The 15,940-nt window shown below is 47.1% G+C and carries 13 protein-coding genes, 3 tRNA genes and 1 pseudogene; 14 read left to right on the forward strand and 3 right to left on the reverse strand.

Annotation, left to right across the window (positions count from 1 at the left end; genetic code table 11):
* The first annotated feature begins 192 nt into the window (after positions 1-192).
* The 8 genes from QW71_RS24230 to QW71_RS24265 all read left to right on the forward strand — a co-directional run bounded on the left by QW71_RS24230 (position 193) and on the right by QW71_RS24265 (position 5,449).
* Positions 193-1,509 carry a reverse transcriptase/maturase family protein gene (locus QW71_RS24230; RefSeq protein WP_039305049.1) on the forward strand — a complete coding sequence of 439 codons (1,317 nt, stop codon included), beginning with the start codon at positions 193-195 and terminating at the stop codon, positions 1,507-1,509.
* Between the two features lie 93 nt (positions 1,510-1,602).
* A tRNA-Lys gene (locus tag QW71_RS24235) sits at positions 1,603-1,675 on the forward strand.
* A gap of 496 nt (positions 1,676-2,171) precedes the next feature.
* A complete protein-coding gene (gene nrdR, locus QW71_RS24240) occupies positions 2,172-2,648 on the forward strand; it encodes a transcriptional regulator NrdR (RefSeq protein ID WP_039305242.1) in 477 nt (158 codons plus the stop codon).
* 246 nt (positions 2,649-2,894) lie between these two features.
* Positions 2,895-2,970: transfer RNA gene (locus QW71_RS24245), tRNA-Ala, on the forward strand.
* A gap of 6 nt (positions 2,971-2,976) precedes the next feature.
* Positions 2,977-3,049 (forward strand) — tRNA-Lys (locus QW71_RS24250).
* A gap of 618 nt (positions 3,050-3,667) precedes the next feature.
* Entirely contained in the window at positions 3,668-4,216 is a 549-nt protein-coding gene (locus QW71_RS24255) for a GNAT family N-acetyltransferase (protein ID WP_039305053.1), read from the forward strand.
* Between the two features lie 163 nt (positions 4,217-4,379).
* Positions 4,380-4,973, forward strand: coding sequence for a TetR/AcrR family transcriptional regulator (locus tag QW71_RS24260; RefSeq protein ID WP_039305056.1), 594 nt, complete (start codon positions 4,380-4,382; stop codon positions 4,971-4,973).
* A gap of 20 nt (positions 4,974-4,993) precedes the next feature.
* Entirely contained in the window at positions 4,994-5,449 is a 456-nt protein-coding gene (locus QW71_RS24265; RefSeq protein WP_039305059.1) for a DoxX family protein, read from the forward strand.
* A gap of 304 nt (positions 5,450-5,753) precedes the next feature.
* Here the strand turns inward: QW71_RS24265 and QW71_RS24270 are convergent.
* The 3 genes and pseudogenes from QW71_RS24270 to QW71_RS24280 all read right to left on the reverse strand — a co-directional run.
* Positions 5,754-6,047: pseudogene (locus QW71_RS24270) on the reverse strand (transcriptional regulator); the annotation flags it as partial.
* A 441-nt stretch (positions 6,048-6,488) separates the two neighbouring features.
* Positions 6,489-7,817 carry a TerD family protein gene (locus QW71_RS24275; RefSeq protein WP_039305062.1) on the reverse strand — a complete coding sequence of 443 codons (1,329 nt, stop codon included), beginning with the start codon at positions 7,815-7,817 and terminating at the stop codon, positions 6,489-6,491.
* A gap of 52 nt (positions 7,818-7,869) precedes the next feature.
* The gene (locus QW71_RS24280) at positions 7,870-8,433 is read right to left on the reverse strand and encodes a hypothetical protein (RefSeq protein ID WP_039305065.1); all 564 of its coding nucleotides are present in this window, start codon (positions 8,431-8,433) and stop codon (positions 7,870-7,872) included.
* A gap of 124 nt (positions 8,434-8,557) precedes the next feature.
* On the opposite strand from QW71_RS24280, the gene QW71_RS37280 reads away from it, so the two are divergent.
* The 6 genes from QW71_RS37280 to QW71_RS24310 all read left to right on the forward strand — a co-directional run bounded on the left by QW71_RS37280 (position 8,558) and on the right by QW71_RS24310 (position 15,894).
* A complete protein-coding gene (locus QW71_RS37280) occupies positions 8,558-8,860 on the forward strand; it encodes a hypothetical protein (RefSeq protein ID WP_039305068.1) in 303 nt (100 codons plus the stop codon).
* Between the two features lie 549 nt (positions 8,861-9,409).
* A complete protein-coding gene (locus tag QW71_RS24290) occupies positions 9,410-10,447 on the forward strand; it encodes an ABC transporter substrate-binding protein (RefSeq protein ID WP_039305071.1) in 1,038 nt (345 codons plus the stop codon).
* 44 nt (positions 10,448-10,491) lie between these two features.
* Entirely contained in the window at positions 10,492-11,598 is a 1,107-nt protein-coding gene (locus QW71_RS24295; RefSeq protein ID WP_039305074.1) for an ABC transporter ATP-binding protein, read from the forward strand.
* Positions 11,595-13,250 carry an iron ABC transporter permease gene (locus QW71_RS24300; RefSeq protein ID WP_039305077.1) on the forward strand — a complete coding sequence of 552 codons (1,656 nt, stop codon included), beginning with the start codon at positions 11,595-11,597 and terminating at the stop codon, positions 13,248-13,250. The genes QW71_RS24295 and QW71_RS24300 overlap by 4 nt, the downstream gene beginning before the upstream one ends.
* Positions 13,251-13,376: 126 nt before the next feature.
* Entirely contained in the window at positions 13,377-15,092 is a 1,716-nt protein-coding gene (locus QW71_RS24305; protein WP_039305080.1) for a histidine kinase, read from the forward strand.
* On the forward strand, positions 15,064-15,894 hold the full coding sequence (locus QW71_RS24310; protein ID WP_039305083.1) for a response regulator: 831 nt from the start codon (positions 15,064-15,066) through the stop codon (positions 15,892-15,894). Before QW71_RS24305 ends, QW71_RS24310 begins: the two co-directional genes overlap by 29 nt.
* Positions 15,895-15,940 lie beyond the last annotated feature (46 nt).

Raw genomic sequence — 15,940 nt, forward strand, 5'->3', positions numbered from 1 at the left:
GCCACAACACTATATTGATTATTGGACTCCCCTCCTTGACTATTATAACATAGTTAATCATTAGGGCGACATTTTGGGTAGTTGAATTCAGGACGGCAATCATAACAGAATGAATACAAGTTGAGTTATACCTGCCAGTTAAGGGATGCTACCCTCCATGCTGGCGGGTATTACGCTTTTTAGGGGGTTAATGTGGATATCAAAAAATGGAAAGACAAGAATCAAAAAGGTCGGAAATATGCTCACTTTGATTCAAAAGTTTCATTAGATAGAGTGTGGAACTACATTAGTAATCCAGACAAAGTCAAGGAACATGGGTTTTACCCTTTTATCCACTACACTTTATCTTTTATAAAGTATAATAAGAGTTTTGGAAAAAAGGTAAAGACTCGTGAGATTTGTTATTCTGCACATCTAGATCGTTATATTTATCAATACTATGGATTCAAGCTAAATCAACAATACAATTTAAGAGTAGAATTGGATGGAATCAATCATTCATCTATAGCTTATCGCGATAATTTACATAAGAATAATATTCATTTTGCCAAGGCAGCCATAGATTTTATTAAAAACTCAAAGAGTTGTTATGTAATTATAGGCGATTTCACCAAATTTTTTGATAGCCTAGACCATACATATCTAAAAAAGATGCTTTGTAACTTATTGGGAGTTTCAAAATTACCAGCTGACTACTATGCTGTTTTTAAAAATATAACTAAATATTCTGTTTGGAAATTAGAACATTTACTTAAGACAAATGGTTTTGAAAATAATGTTAGGGGGATACAACAACTTAATAAGTCCAAGATGGTTCTTTCGCCTGTCAAGTTTAAGGAATTAAAAAAACAGAATGTTAAGCCTAACAAAAACACTTACGGTATTCCCCAAGGTTCAGCAATTAGTGCAGTTCTATCTAATATCTATATGTTAGAATTCGATAAAAAATTGAATGATTACGTCACTGAAAGATCTGGTCTTTATATGAGATATAGTGATGATTTTATCATCGTATTACCAAAAGAGGATCTCGGTGTGTTTAAAACTCAATATCAATTCGTTAATTCAGTTATCAACTTGGTTCCCCATGTGTACTTGGAGCCAGAAAAGACACAGGTATTTGATTATAATAACGGGAAGGTTAAAAGCTGTAACGAGGACGTATTAATAAATGTCGAAAATGGAAAAGAGATTATAAATTATTTAGGCTTTACGTTTGATGGTGAGAAAGTAACTCTAAGGGACAAAACTGTATCGAAATATTACTACAGATTGTACCGAAAATTAAATACAATTGTTAAAAATAATGGACGCACAAAAACAGGCAAGAGAATCAGCTGTAAAAATGTTTATTTAAAATATTCTATAAAAGGATCGAGTCAGGATGATGGGAATTTTATCTCATATGTGAAGAGAGCTGAAAGAGTATTTGACAAGGAAGAGTCTGTGGGCCTTGTGAGAAAGAGGCATATGCAAAAAATTAGAAAGCAACTGAATAAAATAAACTAGATTTTTGGGCAGTGCCCCTGACCATCACGCCAGAGCGCATCGCTGGCAGCGATGAGGTCAGGGGTTCGAGCCCCCTATTCTCCACCATACTACGGACTCTTAGCTCAGTTGGTAGAGCAGTAGACTCTTAATCTATTTGTCCAGGGTTCGAGCCCCTGAGAGTCCATCACAGAAGAAACGGCAGAGATGCCGTTTTTTTGTTGTTTCTTCATACCATATATATAGCTGTAGACGGATATCAAAAATTATGTTTTCGTTCTTACAGCATGTTCCTCCGGGGACTTTTCTATAAATCAAGGGAGCATCTCTTCCCAGGCGGGTGATACTACACCTGTAATATCGAATGTTGAAACTAATTTCCCCAAAAAAGATGGTTGGTACATAGTTCCGAAGAACAGCGGCGAACTGGATGTTTCCGTAAATGCTACAAACGTTGAAACGATTCTTTTTTGGGCGGTCCCAACGGGCACAGAAGCTTGGGGAGAGAGAGAACTTGTCGGTTACGATATAAATGGAGAAGATGGTTGGAATCTAACCTGGAATATATCTGGGATGTCATTGCATCATCGAATTGCCATCCAAGCATTAGGGAGCGATGGGAGAACAATCACCGATGAAACGATACAAATTCCCATTCTTACTATGAGGAAGTGATGAAGCTTATGAAATGCCCTTACTGTGATCACACCAATACCAAAGTGCTTGACTCCCGTCCAGCCAATGAGAATAAGTCAATCCGCCGCAGGCGCGAATGCGAACTGTGCAGCCGCCGTTTCACCACCTTTGAAATGATTGAAGAGACCCCGCTGATCGTCATCAAAAAAGACGGCAGCCGCGAAGAGTTCAGCCGTGACAAAATCCTCCGTGGCCTCATCCGCGCCTGTGAGAAGCGTCCCGTTTCTGTAGAGCGTCTGGAAGTCATCGTATCCGAGGTTGAGAAAAGCCTGCGCGGCATCGCCCTGGCCGAGATCGAGAGCCGCCAGATCGGCGAGCTGGTCATGGAGCAGCTCTATCCTGTAGATGAGGTAGCTTACGTTCGCTTCGCGTCCGTGTACCGCCAGTTCAAGGACATCAACATGTTTATGAAGGAACTGAAGGGACTGCTCTCTAAGGGGACTGAGGAGCTGGACGGGCTGTAGGAGGCTTTGTGAAGAGGTAATGTGCCATTCCTGGCATAAAGGGGCTAGCCTTGATATTGTGAGGCTGGCCTCTGTGTGAAGCGCCTCTGCACAGAAATTAATTAATTTTATAAATGTGTTGACACTGATGCTGAATTTCTGTATTATATAGAAGTCGCCTACGAAACATAACAACTTGAAAGCGACTTGAGCGAACCGCTCAAAATGGATTTCAGAATACATAATGTGATTCGAAATCAAGCGTATGGGGAATTAGCTCAGCTGGGAGAGCGCATCGCTGGCAGCGATGAGGTCAGGGGTTCGAGCCCCCTATTCTCCACCATACTACGGACTCTTAGCTCAGTTGGTAGAGCAGTAGACTCTTAATCTATTTGTCCAGGGTTCGAGCCCCTGAGAGTCCATCACAGAAGAAACGGCAGAGATGCCGTTTTTTTGTTGTTTCTTCATACCATATATATAGCTGTAGACGGATATCAAAAATTATGTTTTCGTTCTTACAGCATGTTCCTCCGGGGACTTTTCTATAAATCAAGGGAGCATCTCTTCCCAGGCGGGTGATACTACACCTGTAATATCGAATGTTGAAACTAATTTCCCCAAAAAAGATGGTTGGTACATAGTTCCGAAGAACAGCGGCGAACTGGATGTTTCCGTAAATGCTACAAACGTTGAAACGATTCTTTTTTGGGCGGTCCCAACGGGCACAGAAGCTTGGGGAGAGAGAGAACTTGTCGGTTACGATATAAATGGAGAAGATGGTTGGAATCTAACCTGGAATATATCTGGGATGTCATTGCATCATCGAATTGCCATCCAAGCATTAGGGAGCGATGGGAGAACAATCACCGATGAAACGATACAAATTACTAACGAATAGATCACGATTGGATAGCCCATTCATTTTCAAATTGCGATTTGATGAAGAGGGGCTGGGGTGCACCAGCCTTTACTCAAGGATAGTTTCCACGCAGTGTACTCTTCGCGGCTAGTCATTGATTCTTTAAGAAGGGAGTAATTCCATGATCATTGATAATCAGGAATACCTTGTCAAAGGTTTAAACTACACGATCCGTTCAGCAGTTAAGGCAGATGCGAAGTCTCTGTCCGGGGTAAGGCTTAAAGTTGACGGGGAGACCGAGCATATGGACCGGGTGCCGGGAGAAGCTTTTATTGATGAAGCCGGATTTGAAACAATTATTGAGAGGGATACGAACCATCCGCGGAATATATGTCTGGTTGCGGAAGCGGACGGCAGAATCATTGGCTATTCCCGGTGTGAAGGACATGATCTTCAGCGGTTTAAGCACAAGGTGGAATTTGGGGTAGGAGTCTTGAAACAATATTGGGGCTTCGGAGTAGGTAAAAACCTTCTGCAGGTGTCCATTTCCTGGGCTGACGCAAACGGAATAACCAAAATCATTCTAAGCGGCGTTCTGGAAACCAATGAGAAGGCTATCCGCTTGTACCAAAGCCTTGGTTTTGAAGTTGAAGGGATACTGAAGAAGGACCGTATCCTGTCAGACGGCAAATATTACAGTACATATATAATGGCGAGATATACAGATTAGGTCTGAGAGTAGAATGGCTTGATTATCCCCAAGAACGGCAGAGCTGCTGTTCTTTTTTATTTGTCTCGGGTATCTGAGCCCCCTTTTCTATTTACAAACCGATGGTCGGTATGTATAATCATGATAAATTAAAGTCAAAGCAGAACGAAGGAGGAGAATCGCCATGAAGAACTCAGATCGCCGGAAGCAGACCATCCGGCAACTACTGGATGCAACCAAGGAATTGTTGCGGGATAAAAGCTGCCATGCGATCACCTTAAAGGATATCATGGAGCAATCGCAATTATCGAAGGGTGCAATATTCCATTATGTAAAGAGTAAGGATGAGATTTTTGCCTGGGTGCTGGAGGAGCGGCTTGAAGCCGTGAATGAACGTTTTGAGGAAGAAGTGGCAGGCAGCCTTAACAAAACATTCGACGGGCCGATGCTGGCCATCTCCAGGAGCCTTGCAGGATTGGAAGACAGCCATGAAGCGACTAATAAGGTTCTTCTATACTTGCTGGGCAAGGAGAATGAACCGGCTGTAGCGGAAGTCCTTGCGCATTTTCATGAGCGGTCGGTATCAGTCTCCAGGCAGTGGATTACAACGGGTCAAAGGCACGGGGTGATCAAAGAAAACGTGAACCCTGATGAGACGGCGGAATTGTTCGTCCTGCTGTCACTGGGTCTGCGTGTGCGGGCATCCCTGCGCCCATCATCTAAGTCAGTTGCAGCGAAAGAGGTATCGGACTTTATGGCTGGAATTCTAAAAAAATAAAGTTAAGGGAGGATTATAAAATGGTTCCTTTTATAGCGCTCATCTTATCCTTTTTGTTGTTTCGGGTGGTTGGTCTCCTGGGCGTGACTTATTGGAATGACTGGCATACCTCCATTCAATGGGCAGTATCCATAATGCTCCTAATGGGTGCTTCTGCTCATTGGGGGCGGCGGCGGTCTGATTTGGTAGGAATGGTGCCGCCTGGTTTTCCGCAGAAAGAATGGATTGTGACGGTTACCGGGATCTTGGAAATTGCCGGAGCTATCGGTATCCTTCTGCCCGCTTTCTCACCAGCTGCTTCTGTGTGCCTCATTTTGCTTCTTATCGCAATGCTCCCCGCCAATATCTATGCCGCCCGCAACAAGTTGACAATCGGCGGCAAGCCTGTGCCGAAATTGCCGGTGCGCATAGGAATTCAGATCATATTTATCACTGCAGTACTGCTTGCCTCCCCAGTGTTCTATCTACCTGGTTAGCGGGGGAACACTCAGCCATCCGCTACAAGCAACAAATTAAGCTGCTGCACCTCTTGCCCGCCCACTCACACGCCTCTACCTGCCACGACCGGAGCGACATAGTGCCATTTGTTGTTGCATACAACACTATTATTTATAAACCATTCCCTAGTTATGACGCCAGGCAACCATTCCTTCCCTAAAGATCGTTATAAGAACAGATCAAATTATCTGGCAATTTAGCATGCTGCCCACCCCTGTTACTTAGTTAAACTCTTAGCTGATAGGCACGATTACGCTGCTGCCCGCCGCTTGCGATATCCAATCTAACATCAAGATCTCTGGCATGAGGTCCATAGCCCTGAATCTCAATTCCGCCCTTTACACCTCCAGGCATATAAGCCAAATCCAAATAGCGGTACCCGTTATTGAAGTCGCGCACTTCCCATTCCGGAAACAAATGATCCAGATTCCCGATTGCCGGAAACCATACTGTGCGGAGGAACTCAACCGTTCCATGGCCTAATCCTTTACCGAGTAACTCCTTTCGCCGGTGGTTACTTTCATTCTCCAGATTGTTTTTCAACCATTCCTCATACTGTTGTTCAAATCTCGGCATCGCTGTACATCCTCCTTGAGTGCTATTTTCCCTCGCAAAAAAGCCGCCTTAATACTCACCCCTTCCTTAAATCAATCTCGGATGGGGGAGAGCATTAAAAGCGGCGTGTGCTTCACAACCTATGTCTTCTATTATAACGCGAAGTGAAAAGTGAATTCATAGCAAAGGTCTCAGATGAGCACAAACTCTACCAAAATTACTTTCGCGACTAACCAACGATTTTCTGAATTCCTACTTCTGACTGTCGCTTGCGGACACCACAGCCTTTATTTTTGATAATCAGCATATTTTGCCGAGCTAACGGACCGTACGGTACTTATCCCATGGCATCTGGCAATATTTCACCCGAATATCAGCAAATAAGTACATCTGTGTCCGTAAGAAATACGAAACAGGGTTTTTCAAGGAAATAAGAACTCTCAGGTCCGCAACCGAGTCCCACTATTTGCTCCCGGCTTCCCATCTCAGATTCCAGTTATAGTGCTGATCTAATTCCTCGTGTCCGGCGAAATATTCTACGAGCCGCTCCACGCTGAAGGTCTCATCCTGCTGATTACGAATCATGGCGATGGCACACATTCCCTTATTATTGTTATGCTCATCCAGCCGGACTTCGATATCAGGTCCGTTCTGCTGCCTGATAGTCACACGGGCGTCAGCCTGCGACCAGTTCGTGATTCCCTCATAGATAAAGGCAAAGACAACAATCCGGCTGATCTCGGAAAGATAATGGCCGTTAATCCGCAGATTCTCACCTGTGGCGATCGAGCCGGTGCGGTCATCCCCGTCCAGGGAGATGTAGGGCGGCCTGTTCAAGCTGCCGAAGGACTCACCGAGTGCCTGGACAGAGCCTTTAAGCCCATTTTTTAATTCAAACAGACAACCGAGATCAAGATCGATGCCTTTGCTGCCGAACCAGCCGGATGATTGGGTCTGCACCCAGTTCAGGTTAATCAGAATCTCGCCTAGTGATCCAGCCCCTTTCTGCAGATTGATCCGCTCCCCACGTTTCTTAAGCAGGAGGGTACCCGGATTTAATGGAGGGGCTGGAGGTGATGCTGGCGATGCTGGAGGTGAAGCTGGTGAAGAAGGAGGCAAATTACCCGCTGGTTTCGGCCGTGACCTCAGCTCCGGGAGAATAAGGGGAGACTGCTGCGGCTGAACGACCCGGCTGGCGGGCTGAACAGACGGCAGAATGTCATTGATCCGAATCCCATAACTTTGGCATAGAGCAGCTAAGCCGCCTGCATATCCGGAACCCACTGCGCTGAATTTCCATTCATTCTGGTATCTGTAGATTTCTCCGGCGACAATCGCGGTCTCTACAGTGAACGCATTACCCAGTCTGTAGCGGAGAAGCTCAGTTCCATCAGCAGCGTTGATGATCCGTAAATATGCATCGTCCAGCAGCGAGAAGCTATGCTGCCGCTTCTCAGCCTCATAAATCGTTAGTGCAAATGCAATCCGCTCGTATTCTGCAGGAATCTGACTCAGACTGACAGCGATTTGAGTGTTGTCGGTTAACCCTGCGTAGGCTTTTTTATCGGACTGCAATACACTAACAGACTGGTCCTGAGTGGAAGTGTTGCCATAAAAAATAAGGTCCTCATCTTTTGAGACGCTCTGGGATGGCGTAAGCAAAAAGGCGGAAAAATCAACCTCAACCGCAGAGCCCGTATTGTGCCAGCCCATTCCGACGATGATACGGGTAAGGAGAGGCGTATCTTTTGTTAAGTTGCACTTTTGTCCCTTTATCAGTTCAACGGTCATTGGAACCAGCCTTTCAGAAGATTAGTAGAATTGAATGAATACGTAAAGGAGCTTAGAATCTGCCGCGTCTTCCGGCGCCCGGATTCGGACCGTTCAGACTGGATAACCTGTCTAATGAATGTTCGTAGATACGTACAATATCCTGTACCTTTTGGAACTCCGGATCCGAGGGTCCCAGATTGTCCATGAACATCCGCTGCAGGATTTCTCTATAAAAGGAGATGCGGTTCTCGACAAGACTACATTCGTAATCAATGACCTCTTCCACTGAGTGCTGCTGAACAAATTCCATCAGATCATCAGCCGGGTTATCGTAGGACTCCCGCTCATTGCGCGCGGCAACCGGAGTGTTCACATTATCGAGGTTAACAGTGGAACGTATATCGGTGAAAAGAATTCCCTCTTTTGCCAGCATGACCTGAAAAGGCTTGTGCTTGAACAGCTCTTGGGCGACAAGAGAGCACATTGCCGGATTCCTCAGCAGAATGCCGTCAAAGGGGTGAAGCACCCAGCCTCTGTCATCCCGGTACAGGCTGAACGTGAAGTACTCGCCTCCATACTCATATTTCAGATTAATCGTAGTCTCTGAAGTAAGCTCATATTGAAATGCATCCATTCAAGTTCGCGCCTCCTGCTTCTTTCTGGGATTTCTATTAGCATAGCAGAAGATGGGGAATCTTGGGAGAGCACGGTTGATTATTTACAATGAATTTAGTAGTTTAGTATAGAGGTGAACAACGATGAAGAATAATCAGGCCCAAGCTTTTAAAGTAACCTTAAGCGATAGGAACGGTGTAGTTCGTGGACGGCCGTTCCGTAATATAGCCATTGCTGCCGAAGACTCATTGTATGATCTGGCGGAAATTTCGATTGAAGCCTTTGATTTTGATCTGGATCACGCCTTTGGTTTCTATGATAATATCAAAAACTGGACACGCTCTGAAAAAGGCTACGAGCTGTTTGCCGATATCGGTGAGAAGATGAAGTTTCCCGGCGTGAAAGGGGAAATAATCAGTGAAGTTTTCCATACCCCTAAACAGTAGAGGCCTAATCAATATGGAGGTTTCGGAGACGAAGAAGAATATGAGGACGAACACGATACATGAGCGCTTGACTTTATATTTAGTTTCAATCATGGTATAGTTTGGGTAGTAAATACGTACAATGCAAAGAGAGCCGTGCGTCAACACGACTCTCTGAGCAATAGCCGCTTTTAAGGGCGGAGGCTTTTAGGTGCTACGGGCAGAAATAGACCGCATCCTTTGGACTAGGGCGGTCTATTTCTTTTTGAGGTAGTTGAGCAATGCATGTTCCCTGAAATTTTCTTCTTTGGACTACACAAATGAATTGCAATCAGCCCTGGGATTACTTCCAGGGTTTTTTGAGTTCCGTCTCCCGCGTCTAAGGATATTAACTGCGGAAAAAATATTAAAGGCAACCGAAGCTCCAATTTATGTGTCTATATGTTATGTTATATAACATATATATGCATTTTAGTTGTGCATTTTAGATGATTTTGTCGAATAATAGGATTTTAATGAAATTTCAAGCTGATAAAATAGACATATATCTAAACAAGGGGTGAAGAGGAAATGAAAAAGTGGTTAAGCGTGTCACTTATTATGACAATGATGGTGGTTGTGCTCTCGGCATGCGGAGGAAACAAAGCGGATGAAGGCGCGTCAGGCGGCGGCTCGAACAAACTGGTAGTCTATACACCGAACAGTGAAGCGATGATTAATGCACTTATCCCGGCATTCGAGAAGCAGACAGGCATTACAGTGGAGCTGGTATCGGCAGGCAGCGGCGAGCTGATCAAGCGGATTCAGTCGGAGAAAACAAACCCGTATGCCGACGTCATGTTCGGCGGAGCGTATGCACTGTTTAACGATAATGCGGATTTGTTCGAGGAATATGTCTCACCTAATGATAAGGACCTATTAGAAGGTCACACAAATACGACTGGCATCATGACCTCTTACGTATCGGACGGAAGTGTGCTGCTGGTAAACACGAATCTGGCAGGTGATATTGAAATTAACGGTTATGAGGATCTGCTCAATCCGGAGCTGAAGGGCAAGATCGCGATGGCGGACCCGGCCAACTCCAGCTCGGCGTTCGCTCAGTTGACCAATATGCTTAGAGCTATGGGCGGAGATTATACCTCTGATGCAGGCTGGGATTATGTAGCCAAGCTGCTGGAGAATCTGGATGGGAAAATTGCAGGCGGGTCCAGCAAAGCGCACAAAAGTGTTGCTGATGGTGAATACGTAGTGGCGTTAACCTACGAAGATCCGGCAGTCAGCTACGTAAAAGACGGTGCGCCGGTAAAGGTGGTATATCCGGAAGAGGGAACGGTGTTCCTCGATGCGGTAGCCGGCGTTGTTAAGGGTTCTCCGAATCAGGAGAACGCCCGCAAGTTCATCGACTTCCTGATCTCCAAAGAAGGTCAGGATGCGCTAGGACAAGAAACGACCAACCGTCCGCTTCGCACCGATGCTGCGATCGGAGACTTCATGACACCGATAGACCAAATCAAGGTGATTGATGAGGACGTAGCCTACGTTGCAGAGAATAAGGCAGCTATTGTGGAGCGTTATACTGAGCTGTTTACCAATATTGCTGAATAATTCATGGCCAGAACCGTAAATCAGAGAGAAAGCGGGTGAATAACATGAGCGTTGCGATATCCTTCAAGGACATTGTCAAAAAATATGGCGATACTACCGTTATCCCCGAGCTGTCTTTGGATATTCAAAAGGGTGAGTTCTTCACCCTTTTGGGTCCTTCAGGCTGCGGGAAGACGACACTGCTGCGGATGGTGGCCGGCTTTAACAGTATTGAAGGCGGGGATCTCGGCTTCAATGATAAAGTGATGAATAACGTTCCACCGGGCAAACGGAATATCGGAATGGTATTTCAGAATTATGCGATCTTTCCGCATTTAAGCGTATCCGAGAATGTTGCGTTCGGGCTGCAGAACCGTAAAGTGGGCAAAGGAGAGCTGCAGCGAAGAGTGGAGGAGATTCTGGATACGGTGCAGATTGAGGTGTACAAAAACAGAATGCCTAAGAATTTGTCAGGCGGCCAGCAGCAGCGTGTAGCGCTGGCGCGGGCCATCGTTATTAATCCTGATGTGCTGCTGATGGATGAGCCGCTCTCTAATCTGGATGCCCAGCTTCGAGTGGATATGCGCAATGCCATTAAGCGGATTCAGCGCGAGGTAGGAATTACCACGGTATACGTAACGCATGATCAGGAAGAGGCGATGGCAGTATCCGACCGGATCGCGGTTATGAAGTCCGGCATCATCCAGCAGGTGGGAACACCACGGGATATTTATCAGCGCCCCGCCAATCTGTTCGTCGCTACATTCATCGGACGGACCAATGTAATTGAGGCGAAGCTGGAGAATGGAGCTGAAGGCGATGCGGTTCTTCGTATTGGCAGCAGCTACTTACTGGCGGTGCCGGGGCTGCCGGCAGAATTAAAGTCTGCTGGAGCATCGGAGGTTAAAATTTCAGTCCGGCCGGAGGAGTTTGTGCTGTCAGAGGACGGCACAGGCCTTGCCGGGACTGTAGTGAACAATGTTTTTCTGGGACTCAATACGCATCTGGTCGTAGCGCTTGAGAATGGACAGGAAGTGGAAATCATCCAGCAGTCGGCTTCCACTGAAGTGGTGGATATTGGCCGGAAGGTTACTCTCGCTATACTTCCGGGAACGGTCAATGTCTATGATGCGACCGGTGAACGTAATCTGAACCGGGGGCTAGGCTCATGAGCGGCCGCATGAAGCGCTGGGACATCTGGTCGCTGATTACCTTCATTATTTTTGCCGGATATCTGGTGTTTCTGGCCTTGCCTCTATTCATGCTGCTGATTAAAAGCTTCTTTGACGGGACAACCGGCGAGTTCTCACTTGCCTACTTCCATAAATTTTTCAGCAAGGCCTACTATATGAACGCTGTATGGAACAGCATTAAGGTGACTGTAAGTGTTACGCTGCTGTCTATCCTGGTCGCCGGACCGCTGGCCTACATTATGACCATTGCCAGAATCAAAGGCAGCGCTACAGTGCGCATTCTGATCTTAATCTCGTCCATGTCCGCTCCGTTTATCGGCGCGTATGCCTGGATTCTGCTGCTGGGACGCAGCGGGGTGATTACTAAATTCATGTCGAGTGTGTTCGGCTTCAGCATGCCTGACATATATGGCTTCTCCGGCATTCTGCTGGTGCTGACGCTCCAGCTGTCTCCGCTCATCTTCATGTACGTATCAGGGGCGCTGAAGAATGTGGACAACTCCCTGATGGAAGCAGCGGAGAGCATGAATTGTACGGGTCTGCGCAAAATGTGGAAAATACTTGTGCCGCTGATTACGCCGACACTGCTGGCTGGAGGATTGCTTGTCTTCATGCGGGCGTTCGCGGATTTCGGCACACCGATGCTGATTGGCGAAGGGTACCGAACTGTACCTGTGCTAATCTTCAATGAATTTATCAGTGAGGTTGGGGGAGATGACGGCTTTGCTGCAGCGATCAGTGTAATTGTAGTATTGTTCGCAATCACCGTGTTTCTGCTGCAGAAGTACGTTGCGAACCGGAAATCCTACAGTATGAGTGCCTTGAACCCGATTGAACCGAAAAAGCTGAAGGGAATCGCCAATCTGGCGGCACATGCCTACGTATATCTGTTCACGTTATTGGCCCTGATGCCTCAAGTCTATGTTGCTTATACATCCTTCCTGAAGACCTCGGGCAAAATATTCGTCGACGGTTACTCCCTGGACAGCTACCGCGCGGCCTTTTCCAAAGTAGGAGATTCCATTTATAACACCTTCATGATGGCCAGTATTACGATTATCATTATTACGCTGGCTGCGGTACTGATCGCATATGTAACGGTAAAGCGCAAAGGAGCAGTTGTCCATGTCCTGGATACCTTCACGATGCTGCCTTACATTGTACCGGGCTCCATTCTGGGGATCGCGCTGCTGGTTACCTTCAATAAGGAACCACTGGTACTGAGTGGTACTTCTGTCATTCTGATTGCTGCTTTTGTGATCCGGCGGCTGCCGTACACGATCCGCTCCAGTGCCGCCGTGCTCCATCAGGTGAACGACAGTATTGAAGAGGCGGCGATCAGTCTGGGGGCATCCACCATGCGGACCTTCTTCAAGATTACCGTGCCGATGATGATTTCCGGTGTATTCGCCGGGGCGATCATCAGCTGGATCAGCATTATTACGGAGCTTAGCACCTCCATTATTCTGTATACAGGGAATACCCGGACGATGACAGTTGCTGTGTACACAGAGGTTATCCGCGGCAATTATGGGGTTGCTGCTGCCTTATCGACGCTGCTGACGGCGATCACTGTGGTTTCTCTGCTGCTGTTCTTCAAGCTCTCCGGTAAAAAAGAAGTAACCATGTGATTGAAGACCGGTCCCGCGTAAGCGGGTACCGGCTTTTGTCTATCAGGCTTTTGCTGATATTTTGCAAGGTATCCCGATTCCGGTTGCCCGTGTATGATAGTAGGACTAATGAGAGGGGGAGGCACAATGGCTAAAAGGAGCTTCAAGGATTCGCTGCGCAGGCTGTTTCTGCTGCACACCCTTGTGCCGATTTCCATTCTATTTGTGCTGTTCCTGATATTTATGATGATCAATTCGCGGTTTCTGCTAATCAGCCAGACAACGGATGCGGGTAAAAAAATCAAATCGGCGATGGAGGAAGTCTACAGCTCTTACGTTAAGGAAATGAATGAAGCAGCAACGCTGGATTCTGTTGTTGCTTTTACCGGATCACGGGCTCAAGGCCCGGAGGTATTTGAGCGGTTCTATGACTTCAATAACCGCCAGCAGGTGAAGAGCATCATGTATATCATAAGTGCGGACGGAAATATCATGGCGTCGTCTGCCAACTATAACTCCGAACCCTCTGATCTTGCACTGCAGGCGATTGCCCGGCGGATGCATAATCAAGGCCTGGCGGAGTTAGCCGAGACTAACCATATCCGCTTCTCGCATGACCGCTACACAGCTTATACGTTCGCCAGAGAAATACGTGACGGCGGAGTTGTGCTTGGTTATCTGATCTATCAGCTGTACGAACTGGATCTGCAGAAGCTGATCTTCGTGCAGAACAACGAAATCGCCGTGGTAACTGACCCTTACCGGACCATCATTGCTACTACAAATAATCTGACCCAGGGGCTGATGAACAAATACAGCCTGGCCAGTGATTCTAAGGGATACGTATGGATTGATAAAGGAAAGTACTACAGTAAAGAAACATACATACCGCTGTCGCAATGGCGTGTTTATACTTTAAGTGCCGCTGAAGGGAATCGCAGCGCCTATTGGTCTCTGGCGGTATTTTTTGCAATGGCCAGTGTGCTGCTCTGGATTGTCATTCAATATTCTGCCCGCATTATCTCTACGCGCCAGTCGAGGGCTATAGACAAGCTGATCTATGCCGTCAGAGAGCTCCAGTCCGGCAACATGGATTCCTATGTATACATAGGAACGGGTGATGAGTTCGAGACCCTGGCGAGCCAATACAATCAAATGCTGCAGCGTCTGAATGAGCTGGTCACCCAGAACATCGAGCTGTCCGATCTGCGCAGAGTGATTGAAGTGAAGCATTTGCAGTCGCAGTTTCATCCGCATTTTATATTCAATGTACTGGAGACGCTCCGTTACGCCATTGTCGTGGACAATAAGCTTGCCCAGGATATGGTGCTTACACTATCCCGGCATCTGCGCTACAGTATAGGCAATGAGCGCGACCATGTCGTGCTCGGGGATGATCTGGAGTATATTGCAGGCTACATGAAGCTGCAGCAGATACGCTTCAAAGACAGGCTCCACTACAGGGAAGAGGTGGATCAAACGGCCCGGACGGCACTTGTCCCCAGACTGATGCTGCAGCCGGTAATTGAGAATACGATCAAATACGGCTACCGCCAGCGCCAATCTGTAGCGGTTACAGTAGTTGGCTGGGTAGACGGAACGGATTTGATCATCGAGGTAAGGGACGATGCCGGAGGAATGAGCAGGGACCGGCTGGAGGAAGTGCGTGCCATTATGAGGTCGCAGGATAACCGAGCCCCGCATATCGGCCTGCATAATCTGCACCGGCGGCTTGTGCTGATGTATGGGGAACGTTACGGTATTCAGATTGACAGCACTCAGGGGGACGGCACAGCCGTTACATTTAGATTGCCATTCCGGAAGGAGGAGACGGATGTTCAAGGTGCTGCTGGTCGAGGATGAAGAGATGATCCGCAAAGGGCTGCGCTTTACATTTGATTGGATGGGAGCCGGCTGCGTGGTTGTGGGTGAAGCGGAGAACGGTGAGGAAGGGCTCCGCCAGATTACGGATCTGCGCCCCGATATCGTAATCGTTGATGTCAATATGCCGCTGATGGACGGGATTGCCATGATTGAGCAGAGTGTGGAGGAAGCGGATTGCAGCTATATCATCCTGTCTGGTTATGATGAATTCAGGCTGGCCAAGGACGCCATCCGGCTGGGGGTTACCGAGTATATGCTGAAGCCGCTGGAGCAGGAACAGTTATTAGCTGCACTGGAGCGGGCCAAAAGCCAGCTGGAAATGAAGCGGCAATACACAGCAATGCTGACCTCGGGTGCCGGAAACGGGGAAGCTCTCCAGGCATCCGTCGTTAAGCTTCCCGGCAAGTCCTCCCGTTACGTGTCCAGGATGATCCGGTATGTCCAGGAGCATTATGCAGAGAAAATCGGGATCAAGGATCTGGTGGAGAGCCTGGGCGTTAGTGCTACCTATTTGAATCAGAAGTTCAAAAGCGAAACGACCTACACCTTCAATGATTTCCTGAACCGTTACCGCATCCAGAAAGCGATGGATCTGCTGCGCAGCGGTGAGGATAAGGTGTATGCCATTGCAGCAGATGTAGGCTATAAGGATTACAAATATTTTATTGCAATCTTCAAGAAATACGCCGGATGTACACCCAGCTATTATCAGGAACGGTACGGACGCGGAGAGGAGAATATGGATGCAGCCAGTGGTGCAGACATGAAAAATAGGAGCTAATTGCAGCCTTACGTTTAACAGGGATATTTGATATACGATAAAAATT

The sequence above is a fragment of the Paenibacillus sp. IHB B 3415 genome, assembly GCF_000802655.2.
In the GTDB taxonomy this organism is placed as follows: Bacteria; Bacillota; Bacilli; order Paenibacillales; family Paenibacillaceae; genus Paenibacillus_AQ; species Paenibacillus_AQ phytohabitans.